The sequence below is a fragment of the Staphylococcus sp. GDY8P47P genome, from assembly GCF_016892225.1.
Classification (GTDB): domain Bacteria; phylum Bacillota; class Bacilli; order Staphylococcales; family Staphylococcaceae; genus Staphylococcus; species Staphylococcus borealis.
Window position 1 is genome coordinate 46743 of sequence record NZ_JAFENV010000014.1, and the last position, 15104, is coordinate 61846.

13 protein-coding genes are annotated in these 15104 nt (G+C 33.7%); 1 reads left to right on the forward strand and 12 read right to left on the reverse strand.

The features are described from left to right. Positions 1–218: 218 nt before the first annotated feature. The 4 genes from JVV30_RS05070 to JVV30_RS05085 all read right to left on the reverse strand — a co-directional run bounded on the left by JVV30_RS05070 (position 219) and on the right by JVV30_RS05085 (position 5837). A complete protein-coding gene (locus tag JVV30_RS05070; RefSeq protein ID WP_070854990.1) occupies positions 219–1865 on the reverse strand; it encodes a glycoside hydrolase family 13 protein in 1647 nt (548 codons plus the stop codon). A gap of 12 nt (positions 1866–1877) precedes the next feature. Next, positions 1878–2873: a substrate-binding domain-containing protein gene (locus JVV30_RS05075; RefSeq protein WP_204193663.1), complete on the reverse strand. Its 996-nt coding sequence runs from the start codon at positions 2871–2873 to the stop codon at positions 1878–1880. Positions 2874–3229: 356 nt separating this feature from the next. Next, complete coding sequence (gene gndA / locus JVV30_RS05080) at positions 3230–4636, reverse strand: NADP-dependent phosphogluconate dehydrogenase (RefSeq protein WP_070854988.1); 1407 nt, start codon at positions 4634–4636, stop codon at positions 3230–3232. A gap of 73 nt (positions 4637–4709) precedes the next feature. After that, entirely contained in the window at positions 4710–5837 is a 1128-nt protein-coding gene (locus JVV30_RS05085; RefSeq protein ID WP_070854987.1) for a M20/M25/M40 family metallo-hydrolase, read from the reverse strand. Between the two features lie 157 nt (positions 5838–5994). Between JVV30_RS05085 and prli42 the strand changes: the two genes are divergently transcribed. Further along, positions 5995–6090, forward strand: a complete 96-nt coding sequence (prli42, locus tag JVV30_RS05090; protein ID WP_154392014.1) for a stressosome-associated protein Prli42 — start codon at positions 5995–5997, stop codon at positions 6088–6090. Between the two features lie 63 nt (positions 6091–6153). Here prli42 and JVV30_RS05095 read toward each other — a convergent pair whose 3' ends face one another. The 8 genes from JVV30_RS05095 to ahrC all read right to left on the reverse strand — a co-directional run bounded on the left by JVV30_RS05095 (position 6154) and on the right by ahrC (position 14998). Next, complete coding sequence (locus tag JVV30_RS05095; protein ID WP_204193605.1) at positions 6154–7131, reverse strand: aromatic acid exporter family protein; 978 nt, start codon at positions 7129–7131, stop codon at positions 6154–6156. 12 nt (positions 7132–7143) lie between these two features. Further along, positions 7144–7581, reverse strand: coding sequence for a bacilliredoxin BrxB (gene brxB / locus JVV30_RS05100; RefSeq protein ID WP_070854986.1), 438 nt, complete (start codon positions 7579–7581; stop codon positions 7144–7146). A gap of 101 nt (positions 7582–7682) precedes the next feature. Next, positions 7683–9017, reverse strand: coding sequence for a dihydrolipoamide acetyltransferase family protein (locus JVV30_RS05105; RefSeq protein ID WP_070854985.1), 1335 nt, complete (start codon positions 9015–9017; stop codon positions 7683–7685). A gap of 12 nt (positions 9018–9029) precedes the next feature. Beyond that, positions 9030–10013, reverse strand: a complete 984-nt coding sequence (locus JVV30_RS05110; protein ID WP_070854984.1) for an alpha-ketoacid dehydrogenase subunit beta — start codon at positions 10011–10013, stop codon at positions 9030–9032. Beyond that, positions 10006–11007, reverse strand: a complete 1002-nt coding sequence (locus tag JVV30_RS05115; protein ID WP_070854983.1) for a thiamine pyrophosphate-dependent dehydrogenase E1 component subunit alpha — start codon at positions 11005–11007, stop codon at positions 10006–10008. The genes JVV30_RS05110 and JVV30_RS05115 overlap by 8 nt, the downstream gene beginning before the upstream one ends. Before the next feature lie 17 nt (positions 11008–11024). After that, a complete protein-coding gene (lpdA, locus tag JVV30_RS05120) occupies positions 11025–12449 on the reverse strand; it encodes a dihydrolipoyl dehydrogenase (RefSeq protein WP_204193606.1) in 1425 nt (474 codons plus the stop codon). Positions 12450–12850: 401 nt separating this feature from the next. Continuing rightward, positions 12851–14530 (reverse strand): DNA repair protein RecN, encoded by a 1680-nt coding sequence (recN, locus tag JVV30_RS05125; RefSeq protein ID WP_204193607.1) that lies wholly within the window; start codon positions 14528–14530, stop codon positions 12851–12853. A 15-nt stretch (positions 14531–14545) separates the two neighbouring features. Further along, the gene (gene ahrC / locus JVV30_RS05130) at positions 14546–14998 is read right to left on the reverse strand and encodes a transcriptional regulator AhrC/ArgR (protein WP_053029476.1); all 453 of its coding nucleotides are present in this window, start codon (positions 14996–14998) and stop codon (positions 14546–14548) included. Positions 14999–15104 lie beyond the last annotated feature (106 nt).

Sequence of the window (15104 nt, forward strand, 5' to 3'; positions counted from 1 at the left end):
TTTTTATCTACTTACATTTCTTAAATAATGAGAAATATAGTCTAATTAAAAAGACGGGAGTGGGACAGAATTCTTTTTGAATTCGTCGTCCCACCCCCGCAAGGATGACTAGAACTGAGAAAAGCTTGATTTAAGCGCCTTCTCAGTTCAGTCAGCTACTGCGAATTTGCTAAATAGCATTATGATATTATTTATGTCACAGCCTCGTCTTTATTAAATTAAATTTCTGCTACAAATGCTTCAAATGGTTTGAGTGCTGCTACGTCTAATTGACTCGTGTAATTGTGTAGTTTGATTGCTTCATCATCGATAGCAAAAGGTAATGTTAATGAACTTTGTTTATCAGTTAAATTACCTGCAACTACTACAGTTTTGCCATCTAATTGTCTTGTATATGCAAATACATTTTCATTATCAGCATCAATCAAATCAAATTGGCCATACGTATAGATATCATGAGATTTTTTTAATTGTATTAATTGTTTGTAGAAGTTAAGTACAGAGTCCGGATCTTCTAATTGCTGAGCAACATTGATTTTTTTATAATTCGGGTTAACTGGGAACCAAGGTTCACCTTCCGTGAATCCACCATTTGGACTATCATCCCATTGCATAGGTGTACGTGAGTTATCTCGATTTTCCATTCTATATTTATCTAGTAATTGATCAACATCTCCACCTTGCGCTTTGACAATTTGATATTCATTTCTAACAGCAACATCATTAAATGTTTCAATACTTTCGAAAGGATAATTTGTCATACCGATTTCTTGTCCTTGATAGATAAACGGTGTACCTTGTTGTAAGAAATAGACAACTGCATGACTTGTAGCGGATTCAAACCAGTAATCTTTATCGTTACCCCAAGTAGACACACGTCGAGGTTGATCATGGTTTTCTATGAAGAGTGCATTCCAACCAATTCCTTCTAGTCTCTTTTGCCAACGATTTAAAACCGTTTTATATGATTTAACATCAAATTGAGAATCACCAGTACTCCACAAGCCTAAATGTTCAAATTGGAAAATCATATTGAATTTCCCTTTATCTTCTCCTACCCAGTCTTCTGCATTATCTGGATTAACACCATTAGCTTCTCCAACAGTCATAATGTCATATTTACTAAGTGACGCATCTTTCATTTCTTGTAACCAATTCTGAATACCTGGTTGATTCATATCTACATCAAAGGCTGGAGCATATGTCTTTCCTTCTGGTACAGGTAAGTCGCCAGCTTCAAATGTTTTCTTAATATGGGTTATAGCATCGACACGGAAGCCGTCAATACCTTTTTCAAACCACCAGTTCATCATGTTAAATACTGCCTCACGTACATCTGGGTTATCCCAATTTAAGTCTGGTTGTTTTTTACTAAATAAATGGAAGTAATATTGGTTCGTTGTCTCATCAAATTGCCAAGTTGACCCATTAAAGATACTCTCCCAATTATTAGGTTCAGAACCATCCTCTTTAGGGTCTGCCCAAATGTACCAGTCTCTTTTTGGATTATCTTTACTAGATTTAGATTCAATAAACCATGGATGCTCATCAGATGTATGGTTAACGACTAAATCTAATATGAGTTTCATACCACGATCATGTACCCCTTTTAATAAGCGGTCAAAATCTTCCATTGTACCAAATTCATCCATAATATCTTGATAATCACTGATGTCATAACCATTATCATCGTTAGGCGATTTATACATTGGACTTAGCCAAATAACATCTATACCTAAGTCTTTGAGATAGTCTAATTTTTCGATTACACCTGGTAAATCACCAATACCATCATTATTACTATCATTAAAACTTCTTGGATAAACTTGATACGCTACTGCTTCTTTCCACCAATTTTTTGTCATAAGTATGCTCCTTTATCGTTTTGTAGTTGATACCCTCTCTACTATTTGAGTTGAAATCATTTTTGCAGTAAAAGAAATAGCTTTATTCCCTAATACATCAATGATTGTATTACCTGCTGTTAGGCCTAGTATATCTGGGTTAATATTTACACTTGTTTGTGATGGCGTTGCGTTTTCAGTGAGAAAAGATGTATTAAATGTAGCAGTTTGTATATCATCTGGAATGCGGATTTGATATTCATACAGCACATTCAATAATTGCATATTTAACATAGCATCAGACGTTATAATCACTGTAGGCTTATGACGAACATCAATACAATAGTGTTTTATACAATCACGCAAATCTTTGATAGACGCTATTACGGCGTAGTTAATAGGAATGTTAACGTCGTTACAGTATTGTTTAAATCCTTCTGTACGATCTTCTGTAACTGCATAATGTCCGGATTCTTGTAAAAATAACATTGACCGATGACCTAATTGATACAAATACTTTGCTAATTGATAAGCTGCATCGACATTATCATTATCGATGTGTATGACTTGATCATAGTTTAAAGATTTCCCAATGATAAGATAAGGCACATTAAACTCATGAAGTAGTCGTTCTACAGGATCATCTTGCAAAGAATACAAAAGAATAAAGCCATCTACACTTTTAGATTGAATCATTGTCTTTACTTCTTCGTATAGGTCAGCGCTTTTCTCTGATACAGTCATTCTAGTTGAATAGCCTCTTCGATTACATGCCTGATTGATACCGTTGAGAACATCGCTATTAAAGGGATTTTGACGTATTTCAAGTGCAGAACTTTTTTGTATTAATCCAATAGTCAATGTTTTATTTGTTATTAATGTTCTCGCCGCTTGATTAGGAATGTAACCTAATTTGGCCATAGCTGTTTTGACTTTAATAGTAGTCGAATCACTAATTTTCGGATTGTTTTGTATGACTCTTGATACTGTAGATGTAGCTACATTAGCCTCTTTTGCAACATCTTTAATTGTAACCGTCGTATATCACCTCACTAAGATTTCATAGTAAACGCTTTCAGATTCATCTATATTTTTATCGTATAGAATTCATTATTGTAAGTCAATCATTTTGTGCAATCGTTTGCACTAAATGCAAAAAAAGAGGAGTGAAACAGAAATAGTATTGTTTCAAAATATATTTCTGTCTCACTCCCAGCTTGCTTAGCTTGTCGCATTTCTTGATGAAATGCTGTTTTCAAGAGCCTCGAGTTGGTTTGAAAGAAGCTTGTTACAAGTTCATTTTTAATACAGTCAGCTACTTTGATTTTGCAAAATAGCATCAATATATTATTTAAGTCTTAGGCGCTTCTCTAAAGTATTAGTGATTATTCCTCAACCCATTGTGTATGGAAGATACCTTCTTTATCTTTACGTTCATACGTATGTGCCCCGAAGTAATCACGTTGCGCTTGAATTAAGTTTGCTGGTAAATCTTCAGAACGATAACTATCATAGTAGTTTACGCTGGCAGAGAATCCGGGTGTTGGTACACCGTTACGCACACCTGTTGCTACTACGTCTCTCAACGCATCTTGATATTCTGTGACAATACCTTTGAAATAAGGATCTAATAAAAGGTTTTGTAATTCTGAGTTATTATCATAAGCGTCTTTAATTTTTTGTAAGAATTGAGCACGAATAATACAACCTTCACGCCATATCATTGCTAAATCGCCCAGTTTTAAATTCCATTCATTTTCTTCGCTAGCTTTACGCATTTGCGCAAATCCTTGTGCGTATGAACAAATTTTACTCATGTATAAAGCTTTGCGGATTTTTTCTAAGAATGCTTCTTTATCACCAGTAAATTCTGCTTTAGGGCCATTTAATTCTTTAGAAGCATTTACACGTTCTTGTTTAATTGATGAAATGAATCGCGCAAATACAGATTCAGTAATAATTGTTAAAGGAATACCTAATTCTAAAGCATTGATAGAAGTCCATTTACCTGTACCTTTTTGACCTGCAGTATCTAAGATTTTTTCAACAAGTGCTTCATTGTCATCGTCTAATTTAGTAAAGATATCACCTGTGATTTCAATTAAATAACTTTCTAACTCACCGGCATTCCATTCTTTAAACGTTTTAGAGATGTCTTCATGTGACATGCCTAATAAATCTTTCATCATTGCATAACTTTCTGCGATAAGTTGCATATCTGCATATTCAATACCATTATGAACCATTTTAACATAGTGGCCTGCACCATTTGGTCCTATATATTCTACACATGATGCACCATCTTTAGCTTTTGCAGCTATGGCATCTAATATATCACTTACTTTATTGTAAGCTGCTTCTTGACCGCCTGGCATTAATGAAGGACCAGTAAGGGCACCTACTTCACCACCAGATACGCCCATACCGATAAAGTTAATACCACTTTCAGCTAAGGCTTTATTTCGACGGATTGTATCTTGATAATTAGTGTTACCACCATCAATTAAAATGTCATCATCATCTAATAATGGCAGTAAACTGTCAATTGTTGCATCTGTTGCAGGACCAGCTTTGACCATTAATAAAATTTTACGTGGTTTTTCTAATGAATTCACAAATTCTTCCAAAGAATATGTTGGGTGGATTTGTTTACCTTTAGATTCATTCACCATCTCATCTGTTTTTTCACTTGAACGGTTGAATACAGATACGCTATACCCACGTGATTCGATATTCCAAGCCAGGTTTTTTCCCATTACAGCTAAACCTACTACACCTATTTGTTGAGTCATATTACTTACCTCTCTCATTCAATTTTTCAATAGTATTGTATCATAAAACTAGAATGTACTTCACTAAACTAAATTACGATTTAGCTACTAATTCAATAATTTTGACAATTTGTGTTGCTAAGTCGTTGAGAGACTTAATTGAAATGCGTTCTGATGTAGTGTGAATGTGTTCATAGCCAACACCTAAAATGACTGTAGGGATTTCAAATGTATTAATAATACTACCATCAGAGCCACCTCCAGCAATAACAGTATCACCAGTTAATCCTAATTTTTTCGCACTATTTATAGCATATTGCGTAACTTTATCTTCATCATTTAATTTAAAGCCAGGATAGCTTTTCTCAATTATTACTTTGGCTTCTCCACCAAATTCTTGTGCAGTTGACTCAAATATTTCTTTCATATGTGCTACTTGTTGCTCAATACTTTGATCATTATGAGAACGTGCTTCAGCTTCTAGCACGACTTCATCTGCAACAATATTAGTTGCAGAACCACCGTGAAATTTACCTATATTTGCAGTTGTATATTGATCAATTTGACCTAATTTCATACGACTTATTGCTTTTGCGGCAATATTAATTGCACTAATCCCTTCTGAAGGCGTACTAGCATGAGCAGTTTTCCCTAAAATAGTCGAATTGATGATCATTTGAGTTGGTGCACCTACGACTGTTGTACCAACAGGTTGACTAGCATCGACAGCATAACCAAATTCAGCGTCTATGAGTGATTTATCTAATTCTTTTGCACCTTTAAGACCTGACTCTTCACCAACAGTAATTATGAATTGAATTTGACCATGTGGTATTTTATTGTCATTAAGATACTGTATTGTCTCAATAATTGCTGCTAATCCTGCTTTGTCATCCGCACCTAAGATGGTTGTTCCATCTGAGTATATATAGCCATCATCATTAATTTGAGGTTGAATATTTAAACCTGGCACTACGGTATCCATATGGCTCGTGAAATAAATTTTAGCTACGTCTTGGTTATCACTTGTTGCGGGCAATGTACAAATAAGGTTATTTGCACCTAACCATGACTTTTCTGAAGCTCTGTCTTCAGCAACATGTAAACCTAATGCTTCAAATTTCTTTTTTAGAATGGGTTGGATGACTTCCTCATGACCTGTTTCAGAATTTATTTTCACTAATTCTAGAAATGTTTCAAGTAATCGTTGACTGTTTATCATTGTGATAAAACCCCTTTCTTATTTAATTTCTATTTTAACTAACTTTCTACAATATCAAAAATAAATTGATTGCCATTTGTATTAAAATCATTTATGGTTAATTTATATATTTGGTAAAGTACATGTTATTAAGTACTTTAATAAGGAGCGTCAAATAGTGAATAATAAAGTACTAAGAATTATAATTATTGTAATGTTAGTCGCTATTATAGCAGCATTACTACTCACAAGTTTAGTGCCATTGATGCATTAATCTTTAAAGAAAAGAGGGTAAGACGAACATCTCGTCTTACCCTCTTTTCTATTCAATAACTTATTATAATTCATTATGCAGTCTTAATGAACCAAATTGAGATTTAATATTTAGATATTCTTCTAACTCATTTAATATTTGCATCATACTTGAACGTGATTTTAAAGATTGATGAGATTTAGGAAGTGGTAATTCATCTAATGACAAACGGATTTCATATAATGAATGTATACGGAGTGCAGTATAGTCGTTACTATTTACATTATTACCAATTTCTGTCATTAAATGTGATACATCTGCCAATAGAGGATCGTCGACAGTAACTTGATTTAATAAAGGTTTAATTCTACGAAGTAATTCAAGTTGTTCTTGTCTCATATCAAAGTAGTGATAATAAGAGTTTTCATTTCGAATAAAATGATTTTTAACATCTCTAAATGCAATAGATTTCGCTTTACGAATATCCAATTGAAGTTTCTCGAAAGATAATGACAAATCATTACTATAATCCGAGCAAGCTTCACTGTATGCCATAAATATGTCTTTAAATCCTTTTTCAATTTCTTTCTTGAAAGAAACGAGTGTTTTATCTAAACTCGGCATAATTAAATTCATAATGAATGCAATTCCTAGCCCAATAGTTAATAAGAGTAGTTCGTTGATGATTAAATGTAAATTAATCGTTGTTGCATTAAAAACATGTAATAATATAACGCAACTCGTTACAACACCCTCTTGAACCTTGAGCATGACAGTTATAGGAATAAATAATAAAACAATTAATCCTAGAACAAGTGCACTCTGGCCTAATAGGCTAAATACAAGTGAACCGAATAGTAGAATTAAAATACAAGATACAAATCGTGATACGATAGCTTGTACTGAATGAACTTTTGTATGTTTGATACACAATACAATGAGGATAGCACTTGATGCATAATTATCAAGTCCTATCCATTTGGCTAAAATGACACCTAGCGTTATACCTACCGCAGTTTTAAGTGTTCTAAATCCAATCTTATACGGATTTAACTTTAGCATCGGTAAATCCTCTTATCTCTCGTCGCAATACTTATCAAATAGGCTTTGTAATTGATTAATAACATCCATTACATCATGGCCTTCTATTTGATGACGTTCGATCATTTCGGTAATTTTACCATCTTTAATTAGAGCAAAAGATGGGCTTGAAGGTGCATATCCTTCAAAGTAATCTCTAGCCTGTTGCGTAGCTTCTTTATCTTGACCAGCAAATACAGTAACTAATCGATCTGGTAACTTATCATAATGTAATGCATGTGATGCTGCTGGACGCGCAATTCCACCTGCACACCCACATACAGAATTAACCATTACTAATGATGTACCATTTTGTTGTAATACTTTATCAACGTCTTCTGCTGATGTTAATTGCTCGTATCCTGCACTTTCAATTTCGTTACGAGCTTGTTCAACCACACCATTCATATATAAATCAAAATTTAAATCCATTTTGAATCACCTTTCAATCTTTTATTTATTCAATGTTATTCTACTAATTTAAACGATAGAGTTCAAATAGGTTGTCCAAGGCTATGCCATCTTATTAAATACTAATAAATACTTGTATTTTCAACTGTAAATTGCTCAATTCGTTGTTTTACTTGCGACATGAAGCGACCTGTTTGGACACCATCTAATATACGGTGATCAATCGAAATACATAAATTAACCATGCTTCTAATTGCTATCATGTCATCAATCACGACAGGTTTTTTTACAATTGATTCTACTTGTAATATTGCAGCTTGTGGATGATTAATAATACCCATTGACGAAACAGAACCGAATGTACCAGTATTATTAACCGTAAACGTTCCACCTGACATGTCCTCTTGAGTTAATTGTTTATTTCTAGCTTTTCGTGCTAATTCATTGATTTCTCTAGCAATGCCTTTAATAGATTTCTCATCAGCATGTTTGATAACTGGAACATATAATTTATCTTCATCTGCAACTGCAATCGAAATATTAATGTCTTTATGAAGGATAATTTCCTCACCGTCCCAACTACTATTTAAGAGTGGGTTTGATTTGAGCGCTTCTGCAACTGCTTTTACAAAGAATGCAAAGAAGGTTAAATTATATCCTTCATTCTCTTTGAATGTGTTTTTATGAAGGTTTCTCGTTTTAACCAAGTTAGTTGCATCAACTTCAACCATCATCCATCCATGTGGAATTTCAGTAACACTTGTTACCATGTTTTGGGCAATTGCTTTTCGTACGCCTTTTACTGGAATAGACTGACCTGATTGCGTATGATTTGAATCAGTGCTGGCCACTTGATTTTCAAAAGATGGCTCTGTTTTGTTATTAAGTTTAGAAATTTGATTCTCAGAATCCACATAAGATTCAATATCTTTTTTAGTTACTCTTCCTTCGAAACCTGTGCCACGTACACGTGATAAATCAACATTATTTTCAGAAGCAATTTTAAATACGACAGGAGAATAGCGACCATTATTTAGTGGTGTTGATGCTGATTCTGTACTTGATTGTTCATTTTGACGAACATTCTGATCAGTGGGAACACTTGAGTCTGATTTTGACGTTTTATCAGTTAAGGCATCCGTATTATTTGTATTTACAGTTGTTTCATTCTTATTATCATCTGTTCCTTGTTTATGATTATGCGTGTTCGTTGATTGATTTGACTCAGAAGATTCAATTTTACATATAACATGATCTATTTGAACTGTTTCCCCTTCAGAAACTAAGATTTCAGTAATAGTACCTGAAACCGTTGAAGGTACCTCTGCGGTTACTTTATCAGTAACGACTTCACATAAGGGTTCATATTCGTCTACATAGTCTCCTACAGAAATAAGCCATTGCTCGATTGTACCTTCATGAACACTTTCGCCTAGTTTAGGCATTTTAACATCCATAATTTTGCCTCCTTAAAATTGTGCAAGCTCTCTCATTTTTTCTAAAATTTTATCAGGATTCATCATAACTTCATTTTCTAAATTCGGAGAAAATGGCATTGAAGGTACATCTGGTCCAGCTAACCTCATAATCGGTGCATCAAGTTCAAATAAACAGTTTTCAGCAATAATTGCTGAAACTTCTGACATGATACTACCTTCAAGATTATCTTCAGTTACGAGTAAAATCTTGCCATTGATTTTGGCGCGTTCAATAATTGTCTCTTTATCTAAAGGGTAAACTGTTCTTAAATCGACAATTTCTACACTGATACCATCGGCGGCTAAAATATCAGCAGCTTGCATACAATAATTTACACATAATCCATATGTAAATACTGTAATATCGTTGCCTTCTCGTTTAACATCAGCTTTTCCAAGAGGAACAGTATAATATTCCTCTGGTACTTCTTCTTTTAAGAAACGATAGGCCTTTTTATGTTCAAAAAATAATACTGGATCATTAGATTCAATAGAAGATAATAATAACCCTTTAGCATCATAAGGTGATGATGGAATGACGATTGTAAGTCCAGGTGTAGAAGCGAAAATACTTTCGATACTTTGAGAATGGTATAAACCACCATGAACACCACCACCAAAAGGTGCTCTTATTGTAATCGGGCATTGCCAGTCATTATTTGAACGATAACGCATTTTTGCTGCTTCACTTATAATTTGATTAACTGCTGGTAAGATAAAATCTGCAAATTGAATTTCTGCAATTGGTCGTTTGCCAATCATTGCAGCGCCAATAGCAGTACCAACGATATTAGATTCGGCTAACGGGGTATCAATTACTCTTTCAACACCGTATTTTTTTTGTAAACCACGTGTAGCGCCAAATACGCCACCTTTTTTCCCAACATCTTCACCAAGTATAAATACATTGTTATCTTGTTCCATGGCTAAATCTTGTGCTTGTTGTATCGCTTCAATATACGTCATTTTACTCATTGCCAATACCTCCTTCTGGATCATACACAAATTGATATGTTTCATCTACAGATGGATATGGCGCTTGTTCTGCGTCTTTTGTGGCTTTGGTAATAATTTCTTTATGTGCTTGCTCTAACTGATCTAACCATGCTTGATCGATGATACCTTGTTCGAGTAAATAATCTTTAAATTTAAGATTGCAATCATACGTTTTTAAAGCTTCTCGTTCTTCTTTAGTACGATATGTATCATCATCATCTGATGAATGTGGTGTCATACGATTTGTAACGGCCTCAATTAAGGTAGCACCTTCACCATTTAATGCACGCGTTCTAGCTTCTTTCATCGCTTTATACATAGCAATAGGATCGTTACCATCTACAGTTTCACCGTGGATACCATAGCCTAAAGCTCTATCAGAAAGTTTTTCGGCGGCATATTGTAGTGAATTTGGAACTGATATCGCGTATTTATTATTAATAATGACGCAAACAAATGGTAGTTTGTGTACACCTGCAAAGTTTAAGCCTTCGTGAAAATCTCCTTGATTTGAACTTCCTTCACCTACTGTGGCTGTAGCGATATTAGGTTTTTTATCCATTTTCAATGCTAAAGCAGCACCTACTGAATGCGGTATTTGAGTTGCAACAGGAGAACTTTGAGATAATATACCTTTTTCACGATGACTGAAGTGAGATGGCATCTGCTTGCCACCAGAATTAATATCATCCTTTTTACCGAATGAAGCTAGCATTGTATCATAAGGAGAAATACCCATATAAGTTACAAATGCTAAATCTCTATAATATGGAGATGAAATATCTCCTTCTTTCATAGCATAAGCCATTCCTATTTGAGTGGCTTCCTGTCCTTGTCCACTTACGACAAAGGGAATTTTACCCGCACGGTTTAGTAACCATAATCGTTCATCTACTTTTCTGCCTAAATCCATCCATTTATAGATTTCTTTGAGGTCATCTTCTGAAAGTCCGACAGATTTATAATCAATCATTTTAAATATTCCTCCTATTAAACATGTATCGCTCTATTTTCTACTTTCAATCCCAATTCCATTAATACTTCAGATATTGAAGGATGTGCGTGTGTTGTCAGACCTAATTCAATTGCTGAGCCATTCATAAATTGTAATAATGACGCTTCATTGATTAATTCAGTAACCTGTGGTCCTATCATGCTAATACCGATAATTTCATTTGTTTCTTGATCAATAACCATTTCGCAAAAGCCTTTATCCTTAGCATTAGTCTCTATCACAGCTTTACCTATTGCATTAAACCCTACTTTAAATGATTTAGATTTAATATTTTGCGCTTTAGCAGACTCCTTATTATAACCAATGGAAGCAACTTCAGGATGTGTATATATACATTTAGGCATTTTGTTATAGTTTAAAGGTAAGCTAGATCCATTAAACATATGTTCGACAGCTAAAATGCCTTCTTTTGAAGACACATGAGCTAATTGTAATTTGCCTATACAATCACCAGCAGCATAGATATGTTTATCTTCTGTTTGTAAGCATTCATTAACTAAAATGTTACCTAATTGATCTGTTTGAATTTTAGTATTATTTAACCCAATATCATTGGTATTAGGAGTACGTCCAATCGCTACTAAAACTTTGTCTAATTCTAATGTTTTTTCCTCATTGACTTGAATGGTTACGGAATTAGTATTAACGGTTACTGATGTATCACTCAAAGCACAATTTTCATAAAATGCAACGCCTCTTTCGCTAAGAGCGGTTTTAAGATATTTTGCAATTTGAGCACTTTCAGCAGGTAGAATTCGTTCGCCAGCCTCAATTACACTAACCTCTACACCTAAGTCTATTAATAAAGAAGCAAATTCAAGTCCAATCACACCACCGCCTATGATTGCTATCTTTGAGGGTAAATCAGTGAGTTCAAGCATGTCACTGCTAGATAATACGGTTTCATGATTGAAAGGTAAAAATGGTAATTGTGTTGGGTATGATCCTGTAGCAATTAAGACATATTGATTAGGTAAAAGATCAGATTCACCATCTTCGTATTCAACTGAGATTGTACCACTTTGTGGTGAAAAAATAGATGTACCCATTATTCTTCCAGTACCATTAAAAACATCAATGTGATTTTTTTGCATTAAACTATCTATACCTTGGTGCATTTGGCTAACAATATTGTCTTTACGTTCCATCATTGTTTTTAAGTCAAATGAAAAATGATCTATATTCACCCCAAAGTCTGCGGATTCTTTCACCGTTCTTAATACTTCAGCAGATTTTAATAATGCTTTTGTAGGGATACACCCTTTATGTAAACAAGTTCCACCTAATAATGATTTCTCTACAATAGCTACCTTTTTACCCAGTTGAGATGCTCGTATGGCCGCCACATATCCAGCGGTTCCTCCACCTAAAACGACTAGGTCATATTGCTTTTCACTCATTTTTTTACTCCTAACGCATTTACAATTTATTTATCAATAGTATGATGCAATAATGCTCAATATAAATAGATTTTAAATGTCTAATGTCATTTATAACGCAATGAGCATAGCTCATAAAAATCAATTTATTTAAATTAGTGATTTATTATACATTTTACATCAAAATTTAATAGTAATAAAACTAATGAATTACATAAGAGGTTGGGACAAAATATAAGTCTCAGCCTAATTTATTATTTTAGCAGTAGCCGACTCGTTTGAAAACGCGCTAAAATCAAGTTTTTTCAAACCTAGACATTCTTACCTATGCGTTGCCAAGCAAAGAGAATTTTATCAAAAATTTCTACAAGCTAAGCATGCTGGGGCGGGACAACGATTAACTTTAATTGCTGTACCGTACCCTATTTTTTTCTTTGGTTTTGACTAATCATTTCTTTTGCATTTTCTCTAGTTAATTCCGTTACACTTGCACCAGAAATCATGCGTGCGATTTCATCAATTTTGTCATCATCTTTTAATTCTTTAACTTGAGTTGTTGTACGGTCATCATTGGAAGCTTTGCTTATTAATAAATGATGATCGCTCATTGATGCGACTTGTGGTAAGTGAGAGATACAAATAACTTGGATATATTCTGCGATATCTCTCATTTTTTCAGCCATTTTTTGGGCAGCTTGACCAGACACGCCCGAATCAACCTCATCAAATAGAATTGCTGTTTGTCCTCGTGATTGTACAAATATACTTTTTAAAGCGAGCATAATACGAGATAGTTCACCACCAGAGGCGATTTTATTTAAACTCTTAAGTGGTTCTCCTTTATTTGGACTAATTAGGAACTCAACGAATTCTATACCATCAATCGTTGGCTTTTCTAATAATTGGAAAGAAATTTCTAAATTAGCATCTTTCATTTGTAAATTTTGAATTTCGGAAACGATATGGTCTCTTAATGTGCGTGCTACGGTACGACGCGCCTTAGATAATAACTTGCCTTGAGACATGACTTCTTCATATAATCGATTAATTTCCTCACGTAATTGAGATGTACTTTCCTCATAATTTTCAATTTTAGCAATTTCATTTTGGAGCTTGTCTTTGTAAGTCATTAATTCATTAATATCTTTGCCATATTTTCTTTTGAGATTATTTAATAAATTCATTCGGGATTCTAATTCATTGAGCATTTGTTCATCAAATTCGTTGTTCGACATTTCATCATATATCTCGTGTTTAGCATCCTCAAGCGTATAATAAAATTGGTCGATATCCTCTTTAAGTTTACTATATTTATCCGGCAGAGTTTCATCAATGTATTGTAAATGATTACTTAATTCGTAAAGTCTATCTGTAATCGCGTGTTCATCGGTTAAAGTAACATGGGCATTATTGAGCGCTAAGCTTAGCTTCTCAGAATTTTGAATTCTACGAATATCAACTTCTAATTGTTCAATTTCGCCTTCTTTTAAAGAAGCTTCTTCTAGTTCTTCATATTGAAATTTCATTAAATCTAAACGTTGAAGTAACGCTTGATCTGCAGACTCTAGATCTTCTAATTCCTTTGTTTTACTTTTATATTGGTTAAACACGTTTTGATATTGTTCTTTTGTAGTTGAATATTTATCCTCTGCATAGTCATCTAATAATTTTAAATGGTACTTTTGTTTAAGAAGTGTTTGAGTTTCATGTTGACCATGAATATCTAATAACTCTTGCATGACTTTACGTAAATCTTGAAGTGTTACGATTTGATTGTTTAATCTACAAATACTCTTACCAGTACTAAAAATTTCTCTTTTTACTAATAAAAAGTCTTCATCAATATCTATATCTAGGTCCTGAAGGATATGAATAACATCTTTACTTTCGTCTATGTCAAAGATACCCTCAATAATTGCCTTTTTTTCACCATGTCTAACATAGTCTGATGAAGCACGCACTCCAATTAACTGGCCAATAGCATCTATGATGATTGACTTACCTGAACCAGTTTCACCACTCAGTACTGTAAGGCCATCTAAAAAATGAATTTCTAATTCATCAATAATTGCAAATTGTTTTATTGATAAGGTTTGTAACATGAATTCATCGCATCCTTATAATAAATTGAAAATTCTAGTTTTAATTGTATTACTTGCTTCTTCATCTTTACAAATTAAAAGACAAGTGTCATCTCCACAAATAGTACCGAGCACTTCGTCCCAATCGATTTGGTCTAGTATAGCACCTATAGATTGAGCGTTACCTGGTAATGTTTTTAAGACTAATAAATTTCCAGTTCCTTCAATGTTAACAAATGAGTCCATAAGATAACGTCCCAATTTTTCAAGTGGATGATATTTTCGATCATTCGGCAAGCTATAAACATATTGACCTGTTGGTGCGGGTACTTTGATTAATTGTAATTCTTTAATATCACGAGATACGGTTGCTTGAGTCACATTAAGGTCGTATTCATTTAGACGTTTGACGAGTTCGTCTTGCGTTTCTATCTTTTCGCTTGAGATAATTTCTCTTATTTTTATGTGTCTCACTGATTTTTTTGCCATTATGAACACTCCTAGTTTTGAATAATTATACAATGATTTTAACACAACATAATTTTTACTACTACTATTGCTATTATGCATAAGTAACTGATAACTCAATAATCGT

What these genes read in the sequence shown, in the direction of transcription:
- ahrC (WP_053029476.1), bottom strand. Translation starts at nt 14,998, where the DNA reads ATGGCAAAAAAATCAGTGAGACACATAAAAATAAGAGAAATTATCTCA.
- JVV30_RS05095 (WP_204193605.1), bottom strand. Translation starts at nt 7,131, where the DNA reads ATGCTAAAGTTAAATCCGTATAAGATTGGATTTAGAACACTTAAAACT.
- JVV30_RS05105 (WP_070854985.1), bottom strand. Translation starts at nt 9,017, where the DNA reads ATGGATGTTAAAATGCCTAAACTAGGCGAAAGTGTTCATGAAGGTACA.
- JVV30_RS05115 (WP_070854983.1), bottom strand. Translation starts at nt 11,007, where the DNA reads ATGATTGATTATAAATCTGTCGGACTTTCAGAAGATGACCTCAAAGAA.
- JVV30_RS05085 (WP_070854987.1), bottom strand. Translation starts at nt 5,837, where the DNA reads ATGATAAACAGTCAACGATTACTTGAAACATTTCTAGAATTAGTGAAA.
- recN (WP_204193607.1), bottom strand. Translation starts at nt 14,530, where the DNA reads ATGTTACAAACCTTATCAATAAAACAATTTGCAATTATTGATGAATTA.
- lpdA (WP_204193606.1), bottom strand. Translation starts at nt 12,449, where the DNA reads ATGAGTGAAAAGCAATATGACCTAGTCGTTTTAGGTGGAGGAACCGCT.
- brxB (WP_070854986.1), bottom strand. Translation starts at nt 7,581, where the DNA reads ATGGATTTAAATTTTGATTTATATATGAATGGTGTGGTTGAACAAGCT.
- gndA (WP_070854988.1), bottom strand. Translation starts at nt 4,636, where the DNA reads ATGACTCAACAAATAGGTGTAGTAGGTTTAGCTGTAATGGGAAAAAAC.
- JVV30_RS05070 (WP_070854990.1), bottom strand. Translation starts at nt 1,865, where the DNA reads ATGACAAAAAATTGGTGGAAAGAAGCAGTAGCGTATCAAGTTTATCCA.
- JVV30_RS05110 (WP_070854984.1), bottom strand. Translation starts at nt 10,013, where the DNA reads ATGAGTAAAATGACGTATATTGAAGCGATACAACAAGCACAAGATTTA.